Raw genomic sequence first — 19,637 nt, 5'->3', positions numbered from 1 at the left:
CCCATCCTGCGAACACGCTGTCCCCTACTTCGCCTGCTGCCCTTCCAGCCCCAGCAATTCAAAGATGCTGATCTGGCCGTTGAACTTGAGGAACAGCTGCTGATATAGCTCGACCGTGTTGAGGTTGCCCCACTCGATGGCGCGGCGGACCAGATAGGGCACGGGGCTGTGCGGTTCCAGCCGCATGAGGAAATCGGCGGCTTCGGCGAGCCGGGCGTAGGCTTCCTCGCGCTCGATGATCTGGCCGGAGAGCTGGCGCGGGCTGGTCATTTGTTCCTCGGACAGCGTGTCGTCCTGCGCTTCTTCGGCCATGTCGGCCAGCACCGCTTCCGGGCGGATGCCGCGCCGGTACAACTCCGCCTCGGCCAGCGAGAGGATGCGTTCCAGCAGGTCAGCGAGTTTGTGCAGGCCCGGCGCATCCGGCCCGAGGTACTCGCGCAGCGTGGCGGAAAACTGGGCGATGGCTTCCAGTGCGTGCTTGAGCGTGTCGTACAGCCACAGATAGCTATCGCGATGCGTGGCGGAGGCAGCGGCGTTGAACTCCGCCAGCGTCGCCCCTTCGGTCGGCTGCGCATTGCGGCCGCCTTCGGCGCGGATCGCCTCGTTGCGCCGCGCCTGCTCCCAGTCGGCCCAGCAGAATTCACGGTTGCCGCTGGCGGTGATCGGGGTCTGGCGGATGGTGGACAACAGTTTTTCGTTGATCCAGCTCACCAGATTGGCGCGGTGCGTGGCCTCGCCGTTCTTGAGTTGCGGATGCAGCGTGGGCCAGTAGCGGCGGCAGAGGAGATCCATCAACACCATGCACGGCGCGATGCTGTCCATCCCGGTGATATTCAGCCGCGCTTCCAGCAGCCACGCGGCCAGTTGCAGGTCTTTGCTCCGATGCACCAGGGCTTCCAGCGCCAGTGCGCTGCCCTTCTCCCAGTCGGCTTGCTTGAGATCGCGCTCCCACTGCCCTTGCGGCAGGCTGGGGTCGTCGAACTCGCGTGCCTGCTGGATGGCGCGGTAGATGGCGCTGCCGCGCAGCGATTCACCCTCAGGCTGCTGCGCACTGACCGGCGCCAGAATCGATTCGAGCGAAACCCCAAGCTGATCGAGAAAATAGCGCTCGGCAATGGCGATGAGTGGGGAAGGAAGGTCTTGGCTCATGCTCACACTCCGCTGGCTTGGGTGGGTTTGGGTTTCGATGCCGAGGTAGACGCCGGTTTCGATGCCGTCGTGGATGCCGGCTTGGACGTGGACTTGCTGGTCGATGTCGTGCTCTTGCTGCTGATCGGCACGGTCTTCACTTGCGGCGCGACGAAGGGGGCATTGCTCGGTGGCGTCAGCGTCAGCACCGCCTTGGTGGTCGGGTCAGTACCTTGCAACACGATGCCCAGATAGCCACGCGTGGTACCGGTCTGCTGCGTCATGCCGGTGGCGGGGGCGGTCGACACCGGCACGTTGAATTCCAGCAGTACGCCCTTGCCCGCGGCGCCGCTTGGCAACGCATGCGTCGGCACGTGAGTATCGATCATCCGCAGCAAGGCCCAGTTGCCCAGCGCCACGAACGATGCCGTGCGCTTTTGCACCTGCAGGTCGGCCTGCTTGCTATCCACGCCGGGCGACCACAAGGAGCGGTCGGCCCAGTTCAGATCGAGCACCATCATCTGGCCGTACGGCCAATCCAGCGTGGTCGCCTGATTGGGGAAGCCGGCCATGCGCGTGCCGCTGCTCAGCAGCCAGGACACCAGTTGCTCGGTGCCTTGCGAATAAGCCTGCTGGGCGCGGAAGGTGAGCACCAGATGCACCGGCTGCATATCGCCTTGCGCGGTGAGGTTGGTACTGAAGAAGGTATTCCACTCGTCGAGCTGATCGAGGAACTCGTTGCCTTCGTCGGTAAAGGACGATGGCAAGGCCTTCACCGCGTTGCGCAGTGCCGCGCTGTTGGCGCTGTAGTCGGTGAAGAAGCGCCGCACCGTCTGCGGGTCGGCATCCGCCGCCGAGAGCGGGCCGAACGGATAGCGGCCGGCCAGATCGCGGAACCGCCGCGTGAGGTTCTGCCACGCATCCATCGCGCTGGCCTGCACATAGCCGTTGCAGCGGCTGGTGGTGTCGTTCAACAGCTGCTGGCGGCGCGAGAAGAACAAGTCGTTGCTGGACGCGCCGAGCGGGTTGGCCGCCAGCAGCGTGTGGCAGTTCTGGTCGGTCATCGGGTTGATATTGGTCAGCAGCCCGTTGAGCTGGCCGACCGTGCCACTCAGGTCTTTCTGCTGGTAGCGGTTCAGCTGGTCGATGGTGTTGGCCCAGTAATCCACCGTGGTGGCGCTCGGGTCGGTCGTCTCGTTCACGCCGGTGGAGTTGCGCAGCAGTTGCACGAAGGGGCTGGCGTAGCCGACCAGCACCTGCGCCCGCGCCGCTTGCTGTGCCAGATAGTTGTTCAACGCCGGCGTGCCTTGCGGCGCGAAGAAACTGCTCTGGCCCAGCGGCGTGCTCGGGTTGTACAGCTGGCCATCGTCCGCCAGCGCATTCACTGCACTCAAGCGACCGCTCGCCATGGTGCGCATGCAGCTGGTCAGCGTGGTGCCGCTGCTGGCAAAACCCAGCTGGGTGTAGGAATCGACAATCGACGACAGGGGGCCGATGGCGCGGCTGAAGGCGCTGCTTTCCTGTGCCAGCTCGGCCTCCGCGCCGGATACCGGTTGCGAGCTGACCGCGGGCAGCGTGGAGAGGCTGGCTTCCGGCACTTGGGCATCGTTCATGGTGCTGTTGAGCGAGCGCTCCAGCTGGTCGAGCGCCACCCGTGCATACAAAGGTTGCTTGGTGGTATCCGCCGCCAGCGTGGCCAGATTCTGCTGCTGGGCAAAGCGCTGGTATTCGCTGATGAAGCCCTTGGCCTGACCGAGCGTGTCTTCGCGCCAGCCCACCATCGGCGTCACGCAATGGAACGGCCGCACCGGGTTGAGCTGCATGAAGCCGAGATTGAGCAAGGCGTTCAGGCCGGCCTGTTCCGGCACCAGCGCCGGGTTCAGGTCACGCGCACCGTTCACCTGCACGAAGACCTGACCGTACGGTGACAGCGTGAGCGTATCGAGCGTCTGGAATGCCTTGGCACCGCAGTTGGTCGCGTCGAACTTGCGGGGCAGCGCCCCCAGCCCCTCCGCACCACCGTACGCAGGCGCATTGAGCTGGATCAGCCGGCCGGTTTCCTGCTGCAGCTCGACCGAGATTTTCTGGCACGGGTTATCGGCCAGCGAGCGCCACGACGAGCGCGTCCAGTTGAACCACCACGCCAGCTGGCGCGCATTGCCGAGCAGCGGTTCGCGGTTGTGGTTGAGATTGTCGATCAGCGTGCCGCCAACCTTCACCTCGTTGAAGAGCTGCACATCCAGGCCATCGGCCAGGCGGTCGATCTGCTGGCTGTAGCTCTTGCGCACGTTGGCTGCCAGTTGCAGCGTCGGCACGCTTTCGACGGCGCGCAAGACGCTCGGGAACGCGCCTTTCTCGTAGCGGGTGATTTCGACTTCCGGCACGTCGTAGGCATAGGCGGCCAGCACGGCGAAATCCTGCAGCGCTTCTTTCTCTGAACCGGCACGCTCCGGCAGGGCCAACGCGTTGTAGCGGGCGATGTTTTCTTCCAGCTGCCGCACGTTGCGCAGTTCCTCGAACAACGCGGCGCGGTATTGCAGGTAGGGGTATTGGTCGGGCGTGGCCGGGCCGGGCAGCGCCTCGCCCACCTTTTGCACCCGTTGTGCGCGTTGCTCCAGCTGGCAGGCAATCGATGGCAGCACGGCGCGGGCGAAGACGTCTTGTTCCAGGGTGTTGGCGGTGCGATCCGTCACACGATGATCGACCAGCGCCCACGGCATCAGCATGGTGCTATCGAGTTGCGACATGCCGGCCAGCAAGCGGAACACGTCTTCCTTGCCGGCACAGCGATTGGCGCTCACCAGTTGGGCAGCGCGTTGCAGGTTGGCGACGCCCGCCGACAGCGTGTGCGTTTGCCGATAGAGATTCAGGCTGGACAACGCGAGCAACAACAGCAAGGTCGCGCCAATGGCGACGCCGGCCTGTTGCAGGCTGCGGATGACGGTATCGCGGGACCAGATGGTTTTTTGCGTGGGCGAGGCCAGCAGCGGCTCGGCCAGCACCTTGCTGTTGATCAGGTCATCGACGAATACCAGGTCGGTGCGCGGCTTGGGTTTGACCTCGCCATCGGCCTCGACGCTGCCGGTGAAATAGATGCCGCGGCAGGTAAATCCGGCCCGCCACGCGCTGGCGCGGAAGGCCGTTTCCAGCCACTGCGTCAATGCGCCTTCGAGCTTGGCGAGTGTGGTCGGGAACAGGAAAAAGCCATCGTTATCGGTGCCCTGCGGGGTGTCTTGGTGATCGGCGTTGTCGGCATTGCCGTCCCCGCTTTCAAGGCTCCCTCCTTCCACACGAATCTGCAGCGTTTCCAGGCTCTGCGCCATCGAGCGGAACGCCGCCGCGCTCCATTGCGCCGGGGGTTCGCTCTCGCTGGTAGCCGGTGCCGACCAGCCGAAGATTTCCTCGCGGCAGGCTGGCGCTTGTGCGCGCCAGAAGGCGGAGAACCCGCTGATCTCGTCACTGCGCGTCACCACCACGTAGACCGGCAGCGAGAACTGGAACGTGTCCTGAATCTGCGTCAGCTGCCGCCATGCGCTGTCCGCTTGTGTCTGGATGGCGTTGCCGTCGCCATTTCGCAGTGTTTCGGCGCAGATGAACAACACCACGCCATCGATCGGCCGCTCCGGGCGCAGGCTGCGAATGCCCTTTAGCGCCGTGGTCCATTTCGATGCCAGCGGCGTGCCGTCCGCCGCATCCGGCAGGCCGCTATCCGGGTCGATCAGCACGCCCTTATTGCAGTAGCACCAGGCGGTGCCGTCGACGCTCCAGGCTTTCTGCTTGTCGGTGACGCCCTGCTCCAGCCACGGCGGAATCGACGCCACCAAGCTGCTCTTGCCGGCACCGGCCTGCCCCAGCAACAGCACCCACGGCGTTTTGTAACGCGCATCGGCCGAGGTCCCGACATTGGCGAGCGGCGCAAACCACTTATCCAGCGGCGACACTGCCCCTGCCGGCGCATTGGCGCGCCAGATCAACCACGCGGCGGCAACACCGAGCAGGACAGCCAGCAACAGGACTAGCAGGAAACCGAAGGACAATGCAGCGCCTCTTTTTTAATGAACAAACCTTTAAGTACACCAACAGCACATTCCCCCCTTCTCCGAAGGGGGGTCAGGGGGGATTTCGACGTCCTTGCAACCGTCACTGCCGTTATTCCCGCCGCAGAAATCCCCCCTAGCCCCCTTCGAGGAAGGGGGGAATCATGGCCGCGAGCAACGTGGCAGACACTTTGAACAATCCCCTAAGACCGAATCGAAAACAAAAACGACTGCACCAGCACCAGCCACACCAGCACCGATGCCAAGGACAGCCCCAGCAACGTCGCACCCGCCGCACGAATCCACGGTTTGATCGGGGCAAGCCGTTGGTCTTGCGCGCCGCTGCGCTGCTGCTCATACGCCTGCTGGAAGGCATGCGTGCCATCCGCCTCCGGTCGCCGGGTGCTGACGAAGCGATACAAGCGGTGGCGCACATCGGCCAGCTGCAGCGCCAGATGGTCGCCCCGCAATTCGCCGCGAAATCCCAGTTGCAGCGCGGACAACATCACCATGCCCAGCTCGACATGCAGCTGCGCCGGCCGCTGCACGCCCAGCAGCTTCTGGTGCAGCTCAAAGAACCGTCCGCCGGAGACGCGGGTCTGGAACAGCCGAGCTTCCAGCAGCACGGCGGGCCAATCCTTTTTGCCCGGCCAGTTGAACTCCAGCAGCATGATTTCGTCGGCCAACGCCGCCATCACGTATTGCGCCAGCCGATAGATGCGGATCTGCACCTCGCTGCCGCCATGCCGCATCTGAGCCGCCTGCTGGCGCAACAGGCGTTCCAGCCGGGCCGACACGCGGGCGGCCATGTCCGCGCCAGTGGTGGGCGGTGCTTCGTCGCCCATCACCAGATACGCCGGCAAGCGCCCCTGCGCGTTGGCAAGACGAATGGCGGCGACCTCTTCATAGAAGGCGCAGAACGCCCCGAACAGCGACAGCGGCGGGCCCGGTTCGACCACCGCATCCGTTCCGGCCCGGGTCGCCACCCGCCGTGGCAGCAATGTGGGTTCAGCCAGTTCAGACCGCATCCGTCACCTCTTCGGAAACGGTCGGGATCACCCCGTCCCGGCTGCTGCCAGCGCGCAAGTAGTGCAGCACAATGTCGGCCGGGGCCTGCTTGTTATCGCCCAGCCCGCGGATCAGCAAGGTATCGCCAGCACGGTAGGCCGGCACCAGCTTGCCGCCGGCATCCAGCGGCTTGTTGCGCAGCAGGAAGAACAGACCGCCGTTGCGCAGGCCGCGTTGTGCGATCTCGGCGGCGGACATCGGCGCGCGATGCGCACCCAGCACACGACGGTCCTGCAGATCCTGCAGCAGCGACAGCCCGTGGATGGCGCAGTCGTTCAGCCACGCGGTCAGCGACTCCAGCGTCTGACCATCGCGCGGCCGCAGCTCGATCACCACGTTGTCGGGATGGTTGTCCGGCAGGCGGCGACCGAAACCGGCGCTGCCCACGCGGGCGAAGGTCCACGTCTGGTAGCGGGTATTGACCGAATCGAGCTTGCGCGAGATGTAGCGGATGACGGTATCGAACTGCTCGTAGCACTGCAGGTGGTTATAGGCATCGAGCAGCGGCGGCATCGGGTTCGCGCCGATGGGGGCCACCTGCCCGGCCACCTGCGCCAACATGGCGTACATGTTGATCGGCCGCGATTGCGGGTTATCCGCCATGATGCTGAGCAGCGGCAGGCTCATCGCCAGGTGGCGGGCAATGGTCAGCTGCCCCTGCGTGGCATTGTCGGCCGAGACATCTGCATTGTCCGAATCCGCGCCGGTTTCACGCACCAGCTCGCGCAGCTTCTCCCACATGGTCTGCTTGAGGTCGGCCAGCCGCTGCTGCAAGCTGCGCTCGCCCAAAAAATCCGATGCGCCGATGCACAGCATGGGCGGGTGGAATGTGGTCAGGCTGTAGTGGTTGTCGGCATCGCGGGTCACTTCCAGCAGCGGGCAGACATCGTTCAGCGGTGGCGGCACCACGCCGGCATAGAGGCTGACCTTGGGCAGCAGCCGATCCACGGCGACCGCTTCTTTTTCCGATTCCGCGCTCTCGTCATAGACATCGTTGTCGCTGAACGACAAAAAACGCCGCTGCGGATTGTTGCGCGCCGCCGCCATCCGGCCACGCTCCGGCAGCACCAGCCAGATGCGCAGCGGCACACCGGTGGTGATGACGGTAGCGGTATCGGCGAACAGTTGCACCGGCGGCTGGGCATTGCTGAAGTTGCCGGGAAACTGGATCACCGTTCCGTCGGAAAGAATCGCTTCCAGCTCGGAGATGAACACCTGCCCCTGCACCAGCCGCCCCGTATCCAGCACCAGCTTGCGCACGCCCCAGAACGTGGGGTCGAGGCTTTGCGCCAGATAATGCAGGCGCTCATGCCAGAGGATGTCGTTCTGCTGCAAGTGCTGCGGCGAGAGCAACAAGCCTTCGGACCACTGCAAGGCATTCGGTAGATATTCGGTCTGCATTGTCATTCCTTCCCTTCACTGGCCGAGGTCAGTCGTCGGACTTCATTGGCCGGTGTAAACGCCCAGGCCTTCATTGGCCGGTGTATACCACTTTGCTTGGCGTCAGCTGGATCTGCGCTGCCCTGTAAAACGTGATGTCGGTCACGCCCAGATTGCCCGCCACGTAGTCCACGTAGCTGTAAACGGTCAGCGCCCTCCTGTGGCGCGCCGGCAGTACGAAATCGACGATGCTCGGCGGTGCGACTTGCTCCGACACCACCTCGATACGGCTACCCAGGGCGCTCTGCAATGCGGCCTTGTTGGCGAACCAATCACTGGATTTATTCGGCAGCAAGGTCAGCGCCGTGCTGTCGTAAACGAACACCGCATCCACGGTCGCGGCCATGTTCTGGTTGGCGTTCAGCTCCGCCACCGCCTGGATCGATCTGATCGTGGTGGTGGGTGGGCCGAAGACGGTTGTGTAGAGGCCGCAGCTGGAGAGGTTCAGGGTGAGTACGGCCAGCAATATCGAAAAGCAACGCAAACGCCATCCCCCCCTTCCTTGAAGGGGGGTTAGGGGGGATTTCGATGCCATCACAACCGTCAGTGCAGGTTCTACCGGCGCAGAAATCCCCCCTAACCCCCCTTCAAGGAAGGGGGGAATAACAGCAGCGGCTCCTTCATTAGAGCGGGGGCTCACCACCATCGAAACCAACCTCCCAAACAATCCCATCACCCCTACCCCAGCAAAATCACACGAAACTGCGACGGCGTGATCGACATACCCACCATGTTGGGGATCATGCCGTTCTGGCCCGTGAGCGTCGTCAGGCGGGTGCCGAAGATGCCGCAGATCAACACCTTGAAACTGCCGAGCAATTGCCGATCCGGCCCGATGAACATGCCGGAGATCAGCCCGCCCAACACCCCCGGTTCATCACCGTTGCTGATCGTGCCTTCCGTCAGCAGGTTCTCCGCCAGCCCGCCGCCGAAGATCACCTGGAACTGCGACGGGATATGCGTGAACGACAGCGCGATGTTCGGATACGGCAGCGGAATCGGCCCGATCGGCGTGGGCGTGTTACAGAAATCGGGAAACGCAAAATTCATGACGCCGAGGTTGGTGTTGGCAAACATTTTTGGTCCTTGCTCTGTTTTTTTGTCCCCTCTCCCACTTGGTGGGAGAGGGTTAGGGAGGGGGTGCTAACGAGAACGTAGCAGGTTGCACGACCCTCACCCCCGGCCCCTCTCCCACAAGTGTGAGAGGGGAGAAAACCATCGCAGGTACCGATCTCACCCCATTGAAATCCGTTCCCCATCCACCTTCACATCACTATCCGCCGTCACCATCACCTGCTGCCCGTGCTGACGCAGCAGCTGTTTCACCTCCAGCAAGTAGTGCTCGGCCTGTGCCACGTAATGCCGCATGTTCTCCACCACCGAGCCACTCACGTTCTGGAACAAATCCTGCGCAGTCAGGCGGATGGCGCCGCCGCTGGCGCTGATTTCCACGTCCGCCAGCGAGCGCAGTGCGATATGGCCGGTGCTGGCGAGATCCAGCATCGACTGCTGGATACGCAGCAGCGATGCACCCGGCACAGACAAGGACACTTCTTCCAGTTGCGGGCGACCCAGCACGTGCACGACGTAGCAATCGCCATTGCCGCATGCCGCCACCAGCACCCGGTCGCCGATGTGCGTTTCGACCAGGCACGACAAGGACTGCATCGCCATGCGGCCGTCTTCCAGCAAGAAGCGCCCTTCCCCCAGCTCGACCACCACCGTGGATTCGTTCCAGGCCGGTTGCGCGGGCGACTGCGTTTTGTGGGGCTGACGATAGGTATGCATCAAGAAGTCTCCGTGGTCGTCGCTGCGCGGCTGCGCTGTTGCGCCGCCAGCTTGAAGGGGTCGGTCGGGCGCACCGTGCTTTGGCGCACGCCTTTGAAGGTCGCGTTATCCAGCACCAGGTCATGCAGGCTGGCGTGATCGAGCTTGGCCAGATCGAAACTCACATCGCTGCCACGGGCATGGTCGAACTGGCTGTAGCGCAAATCCGCGCCAGCGAACGACACGTTATTGAGGACGGCGTCGTGCCAGATGCTTTGCGGCAGGCTCGCGCCGTCAAAGCGGCAACCACTCACCGTGGCCTGCTTGAAAATTGCGCCGTCGAGCTTGGTATTGCGCAGATCGAGTCCGACCAGATCAGCCTTGAAGAACATGGCATTGGTGGCCACCAGCCCGGCCATGCGCGTGCCGTGGAAGATGGCGGCGTGGCAGTTGGATTCGCTCAAGTCCGCGCCGGATAGATCGGTCTGGGTGAAATCGCTTTGCTGCAGCACGCATTGCCGCAGCGACACCCCGGCCAGTGCCATGCCGCTGAGATTGGCCTGCATCAGCACCGCCCGCTCGGCCCGCAGGCCGATGAAGGTGACGCCGCGCAAATCCACATCGTTGAGCGCGGTTTGATCCAGCAGCAGGTCTTGCCATTGCGCCCCCGCCAGCGTGCAGCCGTTGATCACCGAGCGCTCCAGCTTGACGGCCTGCATCACCGAGCGATTGAGCGGGCTGTTGGCGAACGAGCACATTTCCAGCTGCGCCTTGCACCACACGCTGCCTTGCAGATCGCATTCGATGAAATTGAGCAGGTTCAGCGGCCCGGCGGGGAACTGCGCTCCGCTTGCCGCGCATTTGATGAAGCTGGTCTTGCCGAGCTTGGCCTGGGTGAAATCGACTTTGGTGAGATCGCACTGGATAAACCGTGCGCCGGAGAAATCCGCCCCGGCCAGCAGCGCCCCCTGAAAATCCACCGCACTGAATACCGCGCCACTGAACGAGCGGCCGCGGGCATCCACGCCAGCGAAGGATTGCTTTTCGATCGGCTGCTGCAGGCGCAAGGCCTTGTCGATAGCGGCCCAATCAATGGTGGATGCGGTCATTGCGCAATCCTCCGTGTCGGTTCGATCACGACGCCGGTCAGCAGCGTGCGCACGAACAACGCTTCGGCCACATTCGCCTGTACGAGGCTGGCCCCGCTCAAATCGGCATCGCTGAAATCCGCTTTCTGCGCCAGCGCCTGATAGAAATCCGCCCCCGCCGCCTGCGCACGATTAAGCTTGGCGGCCATGAACACGCATGACCCGAACACGCCGCCGGCCAAGGTGGCTTCGGAGAGGTCGCAGCGGCTGAAATCGCAGGCGTTCAGCCGCGCGCCCGAGAGATCGGCACCGGTCATGGACGTACCTTGCCAATTGCTGCGTTCGCCGCTCGCACCACGCAAGATCGCGCCGCGCCAGTCGGTTTTTTCGCCCCCAGCGACCACGGCCGTAAACGAGGCGCGAGACCAATCGCTGCCGGCCAGTTGCGATTCGATCAAGGTGGCGCGATTGAGCACCGCGCCGCTGAAATCCGCCCCGCGCAAGGTGCTGCGCAACAACACCGTCTTGTCGAGATTGGCGCGCCGCCATTGGCTATCGGGTGCGTTGGCGCTCGGCAGCACCGCGCCCACCAGACTGGCGTCGTCGAGCGAGGCCCCGGAAAGATCGATGCTGGAGGCACGCCAGCCAGCCAGCTTTGCCCGGCTCAAATCCGCCGCCAGCCAGTGCGCGTTGTCGGACTGGGCACGGCTCATGTTCGCCCCGGCAAAGCAGATGGAGCGCCCCCGGCTGAGGTTCAGGTTGGCCCCTTGCAGATTCGCGCCGGAGAAATCCGCGCCATCAAGCACTGCGCCGGTCAGCACGGCGTTTTGCAGATTCGCGCCGACAAACTTCGCCCCGCTCAAGTCGGCGTAATCGAACATCACCTCGCGCAAATCCGCACCGGAGAAATCCATGCCGGCCACCTTCGCCCCCGCCAGATCGCGGCCGGCGAGGAATGCGCCACCGGCATGCCACAGCGCCACTTGCTGCCCCAGCCACGCGGCGACGACCGGATCGAGCTTGGCGGCGTCTTTTTCGCCTTCGGGGGACATGAGGCGGGCTTTGCGTTGTTGGGCCGGCAGCTGTGCGATGGTCGCCTCTAGTTCCCCCCTTCCCCGAAGGGGGGTTAGGGGGGATTTCGACGATGTATCAACCGCCATCGCCTTATCCACCGGCGCAGAAATCCCCCCCGGCCCCCCTTCGGGGAAGGGGGGAGCAGATGCGGCCGCATCCAACAAACTGCGCCACTCCGGCGACAACACCGCCTGCCCCTGCAAATCACTCGCCGTCACACTGGCCCGCGCCAGCACTTTCTGTTGCTGCTCGCGCACCGTGGGCGGTGGCACGGGCGGCAGCGCGGCGAGTTTTTTCCCGGCTTCTTTCTGTTGCTGTTCGGCGTCTTTTTGAGCTTGGGCCGTATAGGCCTTGGCGGCATCCAGCAGCGCGCCGACATCGAAATCCTTGTCTTTCACTTGCTGCGGCGCAGGCATGGCAAAGGGGGGCGCCGGTACTTTGGGCGGCACGAAATCGGCCGGCGGCTTCAGGCCGCTCTTGGCCCAGAAATCCGCCATCTGCTCGTCGAGCACGGCTTGCTGTTTAGCCGAGGAGGCCGCTTGCTCCATGTGTTGCGTGGCCTGGCGGCGGGCTTGTTCGACCGGCGTGTAATCAGCAGCCAGTTGCGACTCATTGAAGACATCGTGCCCCGCCGTGGCCGGGTCGTTGCGGCGGGCAATGGCGCGGCCGTAGTGGTCAACCGGCCGGGGTGAGCCGATGCGCTCGTAGGCCACCAGCACCGTACTCACGTCCAGCCCCAAGCTGTCGGTAATGGCGATTTCGCCGTGCCAGATCATCACACCCAGCAACAGCTCCGGGAAGAACCAGACCGTGTCGCAGTGCATCGGTACTTCGTCAGCCACTTCCCCGGACTGGCTGGTGCGCTGGATAAAGGCGCGGGCGGTCAGATCGGGCAGACGGCCTTCGATCGCTGCTTTGTCCGGGTGCATGCCGGTGAGGCGATACGGCTCGCCACCGCTGAAAAAGCCGGGCAGGCGTTGATCCGGCTGCGCGAGCTGGAACAAGGTGCGGTCCACATTGGCCGATAAACCGGGCAGCGGCGATTGCGCAGTGAGTTTTCTCACGTCCGGCCGCTGCATGGCGCGCAGCAGGGTCATGCGCGGGGTCCAGCTGATGTTGATCGGGCCGAAGCCGGCCGGGTCATAACGCCGCCAGTGCAGCCGCGCCGGTTGGGCGGGGTTTTCGATATTCGGCAACACGCCTTGATTGCTGCCGACGAAGGCCGCGAACGGGTTGCCGCTATAGCCGATGCCCACCGGATTGGCCGGGAGCTTCTTGCCACCGAACGCGTGCGCGTAATCGAGCGGCATGCTGGTGAACGGCTTGGGCTTGCTGATGCGATAGAACGGCAGCAGGCCGTAACTCCAGGTGCGATCCCCGACCACGCGCAGGGTCTTTTCGAGGGTGCCGACCTTGAGCGACACGGCCATCGCCGCGACCGGCTTGCCTTCCGGCGCATGGGCGGTGCCGTTAAGCAGCACTTCGCCAACCGGCTTGGGCATGACTTCATCGAGCATCTGACCGGGGGCCAATGCCTTGGCGACTTGCGGCCATTGCAGGTTGTCGATCAGGAAGCGCTCGTTGGTCTCCCCCAGCTTGAAAAAGCCCAACGCCGCGACAACGAAGCGGTTTTCGTCGCCGATGCGATAGGGGCGATGCAGCAGGCCGAGGCTGAGGGGTTTGATGGATTTCATGGGGTGCGGCCTTGTTGGGAAGCCGTTCCCAATGCCGGTAAAACATCCATTACACGCGCCAGGTTCCACTGATATCCCCCCCTTCTATGAAGGGGGGTTAGGGGGGATTTCGACGCCATAGCAAACGCCATTGCAGATTCCACGGGCGCAGAAATCCCCCCTAGCCCCCCTTCACGGAAGGGGGGAACAGGTAGCGCTTGTGAAGTGAGCAAACGAGGGCTGTTCATAGATAAATCTGCGCCACAGCAATAATCGTGATGTTCACATCCGTCATATCCACGCCCGGCCGTTCTGCCTGCTCGGTCATCTTGAAACCGGGGCCGACGAGTTCGATCACGTTGTTGTTGCCGGTGAGCGTGACGTGCGTGGCCGAGCCGGTAATGGTGGTATCGAGGGACGCGCCGACGACACTGAGGCGGTTGCTCAAGCCGGTGATCGAGCGGTTGTCGCTGGAACCGGTCAGCTCCATCGACAGCGTGGCGCCTTGCAGCGTGGTACTCATCTGCGCGCCGGTCAGGTTGGTATTCAAGGCCGCGCCCGTCAGATTGGTGCTCACCGATGAGCCGGTCGTGTTCGTCGAGGTGCTGGTGCCGGTGATGGTGTTGGTGTTATCCGAATCGGCCGAAATCGTCGTCGTCGAGCTGACCGAGCCGTGGTGCGTGGTGGTGTTGCTCACGTCGCCGTTATGGGTGGTCGTGCTGCTCAGGTCGCCGTTATAGGTGCTGGTGCTGTCGGTGTTGCCCGTGGTGGTGCTGATGTTGGTCACGTCATCGTTATTGGTGTTTTCGGTGTAGGTCTTACCGTTCACCGTGGTGACGCTGGCGAGCACCGCACCGGCAGCTTCGGGATGGTTGCCGGGCTGCACCGAGGCCGAATCGTAGGTGCCGTGCACCGATTCGCTGAAGCTCGTGCCCACGGCGCTGAAGTTGTAGTTTTGCTTGGCCCAGCTGAAACCGTTCGATGAGCCGTAGGAGTGCGATTCGTTCAGCAGGCCCTGCTCCATCGTCTCGGAGCGGGAATAGCTGTAGCTCGCGCCTTGCGAAAAGCTGGCCTCGCGGAATTGGCCGCTGCCATAGGCGTCGGTGACGATGTCCACCGCGCCTTGCAGATCGTAGGCCGAGCTTGCACCAAAGCGGATGCTCTTGCCGTCGCCATAACTGGTGGAGTAACTGCTGCCGACGCGGGTATCGGCCGTCCAGCCGGATGGGGTGACGACGCGGCTGCCGTTGGCGTGGACGATGCTCTGGATTTCCGGCAGTTCCGCCTCATCCTGCGCCCGCGCCACCACCACGGTTACGCCCAGCTCGGGCACCGTCTGCATGTGCGAGGCGAGCTTGATCCAGACCGGCTTCGCATCTTCCTCGGCATTGGAAAAACGCACGTACACGCCCTTGGCCTGCAGCGTGCCGGGGGATGCCTGGGTATCGATCAGCGCGCAGCTTTCCGGGTCGAAATTGTCGGGCGTGTAATAGCGCCAATCGCTCGGCACGGTGCCATCGCCGTGGTCGACCACCTTGGCCAGCACGGAGCCTTGCTGGGTCTCTTCGATGGAGAACGGCGTGAGCAGCCCCGCCGCTTCCGCCGCCTGGAAATCGTTCTTGTAGCCGCCATCGGCCGAGGCTTCGTGCTTGACTTCGAGCAGCACGAATTGCTGGTCGTCCAGCTCCGGCAGCACCGGCAACGGCAGCGTGTCCTTGCCGGTGAGGGTGAAGCGGGCACCGACGCGGAACAGCGTGCAATGGCTGCCGCCGGACAAACGACTGCCGGATGTCTGCAGCGATTGGCCGGTGAGTGACACGGCCTGCTGCACCTCTTGCTGGCTCACGCCGTAGGGAAAGATGCGGTACTGGTTGAACGGCAACTCGCCGGGCGTACTGACATCGCCGGCGGCGTAGCTGTGATAGACCGGGATCGGGTCGACTTCCCACGATTCCTCTTGCCGGGTGAACACGGTCTGCACGCTGCTGCTGATCAGCGATTGCTGGTAGCTGTATTGGGTAACGACGTCTTCCTGCGCCAGCCCAAGCTCGTCTTCTCCGGTGAAGGTATAGCGCAGGGCGCGGCCGTTGGGGTAGAGCTCAGGGGGATAGAGATCGGCCGGGTAGACGTCGGTGTAATGGGCGCGGTTGGCGAACACCACCTGATGATCAGTGGCGGTGTGCGTCACGTAGTAATAGATGGTGGCCTTGCCGAGCAGGCGGCGCAGCAGGGCAAAGTCGCTCTCGCCGGCTTGCAGCCAATCCTGCACGCGGCTGATCGCCATGTTGTTGTCGCCGCTGATGCCATCCACCGAGTAAGTGATGCCGTGCTTTTTCATCAGCTGGGCGATCAGGTCGCGCACGCTGATCTGTGGGTACACCTGATAGCTGTTGGTGAGCATCATGCGGTACAGCGCCGGCTTCATTGTGACGCGGTAGACGCCGGGTTCGTCACTGGCGAACGAGGTGACGATGCCGTTGAACAGCGACAGCCCCGCCACATTCGCGTCACCGCGAATCGCGCTCTGGAAGCGGGCCGTCATCGATTCCCGCTCCAGCTCGGAGTACTGGAACACATCGTGCGGATACTGAATCCCTACCGTCACGCTGCTGCCGATCAGGTCGCCAAACTGCAGCGGCGTGGCATTGGCGTCGCTATTCCCGTTCAGCTGTAGCGTGTACTCGAACAGGTCCGATACCGTTTCCTGGCCCTGGAAGCTTTCCAGCCGGAAGGTCTCGTCGCTGATGATGCGCTGCCCGGACAGGAAAAACGCCACGTGCAGAAACAGCAGCGGGAACTGGCTCGATGGCGGGCTACCCGCCGGGGCGAGCGGCTGGATGGCGGTGCGGCCAAGCACGGAACTGGGCAGGCTCATGCCGGCACCTCATCAGGGAAGGCCATCAGCAGATAGTTCGCTTCGCGCCGTGCCGACCTCTCTGCTTTCGCCGGCTCCTCGGCAGATAGCCACGCGGTCTGGCCCAGCCGCAAACCGATATAAGCATCAGTGCGCTTGGCGTTGCCGGTCAGACGGGATTGGGGGCAAGTATCGGTGCGTACTTGCAGACGCACGTGGCAATCCTGGCGACGATCCAGCAATAGCTGCAGCATGCCGGCGAAGCCATTGAACGGCGTTTTGTTCACCTCGCCGCCCTGCCCGCCCGCATCCGCCGGATCGGGCAACAGGCTGCAAAAACGCGCGTAGTCCAGCTCGGTCACGTTCACGCGGATGCCGGCGCTTTCGTCCCACCCCCGCGAGCCGATCACGGCACTGCGGCCGAGGGCGTTGTTGCAGCGGCCCAGCTGTTGCTGCTCGTTGCTTTCCAGCCGGAACCAGCCGCCGACCAAGGGCTCGATGCTGACCGGTGCGCCCAGATAGAGCTGCAGCGCCCGCTTGAGCGTGGCGGAACTATGGCGCGCAATGGCCAGCATGCCGGTCAAGCCCAGCCAGACGCGGCGCGGCAGCGGAATCTGCTGCTGCACGTGCGGCGAATAGAGGCCGGCCAAGGCAGCGAGGTAATCGGCTTGGGTGGAGTGCTCCGGCGGCATGCGGTTGAGGCTGATGTCCTGCGCGGATTTCAGCTCGTGCCGCAGTACGTTGAAGCGATGGTTGAACAAGTCCAGAAACGCCGCGCCGGTCACATCGCCGTTGCGTTGCTGATCACGCAGCCATTCGGTATAGGTTTCCGGCAGCGGGCCAAGCTCGCCGCCAATGCAATAGTTCGGCGTCGCCAGCGACCAGCGCTGTGGCTGTCTGGCTTTGCTGCTGGCGCGGACGACATCGGTCACCGGGGCGACCACCGGGCGGCAGGCGGTGACTTCCACACCGGGGAACGCCGCCGACCAGTCGGCCTTGAACGTGACACGTTTGCCGATATGGCCGGACATCGCCGGTTCGCCACCGGCATGGCCTTCCGGCCAACACAGCAGGCGCACCAGCTGGAACGGGTCGAAGCGCGCATATTGCGCGCGCATCAGGTCATTCAGGCGCGGCCCCTTGGCCCCGCCGCCTGCGCCGTTCAGAGCAGGTTCTGGGTGCCGAGGATCGGTGGCCATTCTTTCAATATTCCTTTGACGTCACTGGTGCTGAGCGCGAGTTCCACGGTCATGTTGATCGGCGCATACAGCGTGAAGAAGTGGTGCAGGATTTCGCCGAACAGCACGGCGCTGCCGCTGCCGAACTGGCTGTGATCGACTTCCAGCTTGATGCACAGCCCCGGTACGAAACCACGCCAGGCATCGGTGCCACGGTGGTGGCGCACGCGGGTGCATTTCAATTCGAGCAAGCCGTTGATCTGGCGCTGCGCCTCCTGATTCTTGGCCGGCACGTGGGTGCGCAAAATGTCCTTGAGCGCCCCCAGCGCCTGCGGGCCGTCCGCCAGCGAGAGGTGATTGAGCGCCAGTTGCGAGGCCAGCGCCCACGGGTGCTCGCCGATCAAGCGGGGGGTCTGGTGCGGCGTGGGCTTGCTGATGATGGTGGTCGCCACGATGGGCGCCGCCCCCTCCACCCGCAGGCTGTCGTCGATGCGCAGTTGTTCCGGCAACCAGCGATTGGTGCAGAGCGCGGTGCCGCCAACCACTTCGTCCACCGTCTGATCACGGGTGAACTGCGTATCGAGGAAGGACACATGGGTTTCGGTACCGGGCACGGCGCCGCTCGGGTTCTCGCTGCGACGCGCGATATAGAAGTAATCGAGCGCATCGTCGTTTTCGAAATCGTTGAGCGAGAAATACGGCGCAATGGGGCGCGGCACGCCACCCGGTCGCGTCGAGGTCAGTTCGGTGATGGTGTGGATTTCGCAAAAGCGGTGGAACCGCATATCGCCCATCAACTGGTATTCGTATTGGGTCTGGTCGAGCTGGAAGGGCTCAAGACGTTGTGAATACAGGTTCACCAGCGGCACGCAGTTGAGCAACAGCGAGTCCTGGCGGATTTCCAGCGTTTTATCGACAGCGGCATCGCTGAAGAACAGCAGATCGAACGAATCCCGCGCCTGATCCAGCGGCAGGTTTTCCAGATCGAAGAAGAAGAATTTCTCCGGGAAGGAGAAGTACTCCTGCAGCAGCCGAAAACCCGGATGCGTGTTGAGGGTATCGCCGAACAGCGCTTCGTCGTCGCCAAAACCCACCCAGCGGAACCCTTCGGCCGGCAGGTATTGAATGGTGCTGGTATCGCCATCGCCGCACACGCCGATCGGGTTCTGGCCGGTTTCATAGCGATTGAGCGCAAACCATTCATAGATGCGGAAGGCATCCATGCTGTCCGACTTGATGTGAAAACGCATGCGCCGGCGATTGAGTGTTTTCACGCTTTCATTGCATTGGCGCTGCACCCGTACCCGTAGGATGGAGGTCGGGTTCTTGCCCTGTAGATCGGCCGGGAATTCGTCCTGCGCCAGCAGCTCGATCTTGGTGATCAGCAGCGGCAGCAGCTGCGTATCGCAGGGCGTGCGAAAGCGGCATTTGAACTGGTCTTGCGCGTTGTTGCGCGCCGTGACGGTGAAATAGCGCCCCCGCTCCAGCACCGTCTCGCGGGTGAAATTGGCCCCATCCGGCTTGACGTCGATGCTGGCGATCAGCATTGACGGAATTGGCGCGGACAGATGCGGATAGAGGTAGGACGTGAGGAAGTTGGGCACGTCCGCCAGCCCGGTTTCCACCTGATAGCGCAGCCGGCCAGACAGATAGGCAAAGGACTGCAGCAGCAGCTCGACTTGCGGGTCGGCCGACACGCCGCGCCCCAGATCGAGCGCGCGCCCCGCTGCCGGAAAATTGCGGCCAAACTCGGTCGCGTCTTCGCGCAGGGCTTGCAGCTCCTCGACGAAGAAATCCTTGAGCTTGGTATCGGCGGTATTCATGCGGATTCGTTCACGGTGAACTGAAACGGATGCAGTTCCTGATCACAACGAATCGAACCGGTGATGAACAACTGTTTCTGGTTCCATTCGTTTTCACCGGGGACGATGCTGACGCGAGGGTTTTCCAGGCGCGGCTCGGCCTTGCGGATCATGGCTTCCAACCGGGCGGCATAGCGGGCCAGCTGCCCATCGCTGTGCATGGCGACCTCGACCACGCTGGGCATGCCGAAGTTGTAGAGCAGGTTGGCGTCGTCCTTGTCCAAGGGGCGGTTAGCGACGATGCGCGTGATCTGCGCCACGATCAGCGCTTCCAGCTCGCCCTGGGCGAACTCGGCATCGTGCGGCATGGCGATGGTCCGCAATGCTTGCGGACTGGCCGCCAGACGCTCCAGCAGGAAATACATGACGACACTCCAGCGACGGCACAAAGGGCTTATCAAGTATCTGACCAAGGCTTTTCGTTCCCTCGCCCTCGCGTGCAAGGCTTCGCCTTGCTCAGCTATTAGT

At 63.4% G+C, this 19,637-nt stretch carries 13 protein-coding genes; all 13 read right to left on the bottom strand.

What is annotated here, in order from left to right:
• Positions 1-24 precede the first annotated feature (24 nt).
• Positions 25-1,149 carry a type VI secretion system protein TssA gene (gene tssA, locus BR41_RS18070; protein ID WP_035059826.1) on the bottom strand — a complete coding sequence of 375 codons (1,125 nt, stop codon included), beginning with the start codon at positions 1,147-1,149 and terminating at the stop codon, positions 25-27.
• 2 nt (positions 1,150-1,151) lie between these two features.
• The gene (locus tag BR41_RS18065) at positions 1,152-5,165 is read right to left on the bottom strand and encodes a type VI secretion system protein (RefSeq protein ID WP_035059824.1); all 4,014 of its coding nucleotides are present in this window, start codon (positions 5,163-5,165) and stop codon (positions 1,152-1,154) included.
• A gap of 203 nt (positions 5,166-5,368) precedes the next feature.
• A complete protein-coding gene (locus BR41_RS18060) occupies positions 5,369-6,193 on the bottom strand; it encodes a DotU family type IV/VI secretion system protein (protein WP_051711310.1) in 825 nt (274 codons plus the stop codon).
• Positions 6,183-7,634, bottom strand: a complete 1,452-nt coding sequence (gene tssK / locus BR41_RS18055; protein ID WP_035059822.1) for a type VI secretion system baseplate subunit TssK — start codon at positions 7,632-7,634, stop codon at positions 6,183-6,185. The genes BR41_RS18060 and tssK overlap by 11 nt, the downstream gene beginning before the upstream one ends.
• A 70-nt stretch (positions 7,635-7,704) precedes the next feature.
• Positions 7,705-8,157, bottom strand: coding sequence for a hypothetical protein (locus BR41_RS18050; RefSeq protein WP_156970780.1), 453 nt, complete (start codon positions 8,155-8,157; stop codon positions 7,705-7,707).
• A 194-nt stretch (positions 8,158-8,351) separates the two neighbouring features.
• Positions 8,352-8,750, bottom strand: coding sequence for a DUF4150 domain-containing protein (locus BR41_RS18045; RefSeq protein ID WP_035059820.1), 399 nt, complete (start codon positions 8,748-8,750; stop codon positions 8,352-8,354).
• A 156-nt stretch (positions 8,751-8,906) separates the two neighbouring features.
• Positions 8,907-9,461, bottom strand: a complete 555-nt coding sequence (locus tag BR41_RS18040) for a DUF3540 domain-containing protein (protein WP_035059819.1) — start codon at positions 9,459-9,461, stop codon at positions 8,907-8,909.
• Positions 9,461-10,549 carry a pentapeptide repeat-containing protein gene (locus BR41_RS18035; RefSeq protein WP_035059817.1) on the bottom strand — a complete coding sequence of 363 codons (1,089 nt, stop codon included), beginning with the start codon at positions 10,547-10,549 and terminating at the stop codon, positions 9,461-9,463. Before BR41_RS18035 ends, BR41_RS18040 begins: the two co-directional genes overlap by 1 nt.
• Entirely contained in the window at positions 10,546-13,296 is a 2,751-nt protein-coding gene (locus BR41_RS23175) for a DUF2169 family type VI secretion system accessory protein (RefSeq protein WP_051711306.1), read from the bottom strand. The genes BR41_RS18035 and BR41_RS23175 overlap by 4 nt, the downstream gene beginning before the upstream one ends.
• Before the next feature lie 223 nt (positions 13,297-13,519).
• Positions 13,520-16,150, bottom strand: a complete 2,631-nt coding sequence (locus tag BR41_RS18025; RefSeq protein WP_051711304.1) for a contractile injection system protein, VgrG/Pvc8 family — start codon at positions 16,148-16,150, stop codon at positions 13,520-13,522.
• Positions 16,147-17,328 carry a type VI secretion system baseplate subunit TssG gene (tssG, locus tag BR41_RS18020; protein WP_035059815.1) on the bottom strand — a complete coding sequence of 394 codons (1,182 nt, stop codon included), beginning with the start codon at positions 17,326-17,328 and terminating at the stop codon, positions 16,147-16,149. Before tssG ends, BR41_RS18025 begins: the two co-directional genes overlap by 4 nt.
• Positions 17,292-19,130 carry a type VI secretion system baseplate subunit TssF gene (gene tssF / locus BR41_RS18015; RefSeq protein WP_035059813.1) on the bottom strand — a complete coding sequence of 613 codons (1,839 nt, stop codon included), beginning with the start codon at positions 19,128-19,130 and terminating at the stop codon, positions 17,292-17,294. The genes tssG and tssF overlap by 37 nt, the downstream gene beginning before the upstream one ends.
• Positions 19,127-19,534: a GPW/gp25 family protein gene (locus tag BR41_RS23170; protein WP_051711302.1), complete on the bottom strand. Its 408-nt coding sequence runs from the start codon at positions 19,532-19,534 to the stop codon at positions 19,127-19,129. The genes tssF and BR41_RS23170 overlap by 4 nt, the downstream gene beginning before the upstream one ends.
• Positions 19,535-19,637 lie beyond the last annotated feature (103 nt).

The organism is Andreprevotia chitinilytica DSM 18519, from assembly GCF_000711875.1.
Lineage (GTDB): Bacteria > Pseudomonadota > Gammaproteobacteria > Burkholderiales > Chitinibacteraceae > Andreprevotia > Andreprevotia chitinilytica.
This window is presented reverse-complemented; position numbering and strand designations above follow the sequence as displayed.

Coding starts and splice junctions, on each gene's coding strand:
- tssA (WP_035059826.1), bottom strand. CDS start 1,149: ATGAGCCAAGACCTTCCTTCCCCACTCATCGCCATTGCCGAGCGCTAT.
- BR41_RS18060 (WP_051711310.1), bottom strand. CDS start 6,193: ATGCGGTCTGAACTGGCTGAACCCACATTGCTGCCACGGCGGGTGGCG.
- tssK (WP_035059822.1), bottom strand. CDS start 7,634: ATGCAGACCGAATATCTACCGAATGCCTTGCAGTGGTCCGAAGGCTTG.
- BR41_RS18045 (WP_035059820.1), bottom strand. CDS start 8,750: ATGTTTGCCAACACCAACCTCGGCGTCATGAATTTTGCGTTTCCCGAT.
- BR41_RS18040 (WP_035059819.1), bottom strand. CDS start 9,461: ATGCATACCTATCGTCAGCCCCACAAAACGCAGTCGCCCGCGCAACCG.
- BR41_RS18035 (WP_035059817.1), bottom strand. CDS start 10,549: ATGACCGCATCCACCATTGATTGGGCCGCTATCGACAAGGCCTTGCGC.
- BR41_RS23175 (WP_051711306.1), bottom strand. CDS start 13,296: ATGAAATCCATCAAACCCCTCAGCCTCGGCCTGCTGCATCGCCCCTAT.
- BR41_RS18025 (WP_051711304.1), bottom strand. CDS start 16,150: ATGAGCCTGCCCAGTTCCGTGCTTGGCCGCACCGCCATCCAGCCGCTC.
- tssG (WP_035059815.1), bottom strand. CDS start 17,328: ATGGCCACCGATCCTCGGCACCCAGAACCTGCTCTGAACGGCGCAGGC.
- tssF (WP_035059813.1), bottom strand. CDS start 19,130: ATGAATACCGCCGATACCAAGCTCAAGGATTTCTTCGTCGAGGAGCTG.
- BR41_RS23170 (WP_051711302.1), bottom strand. CDS start 19,534: ATGTATTTCCTGCTGGAGCGTCTGGCGGCCAGTCCGCAAGCATTGCGG.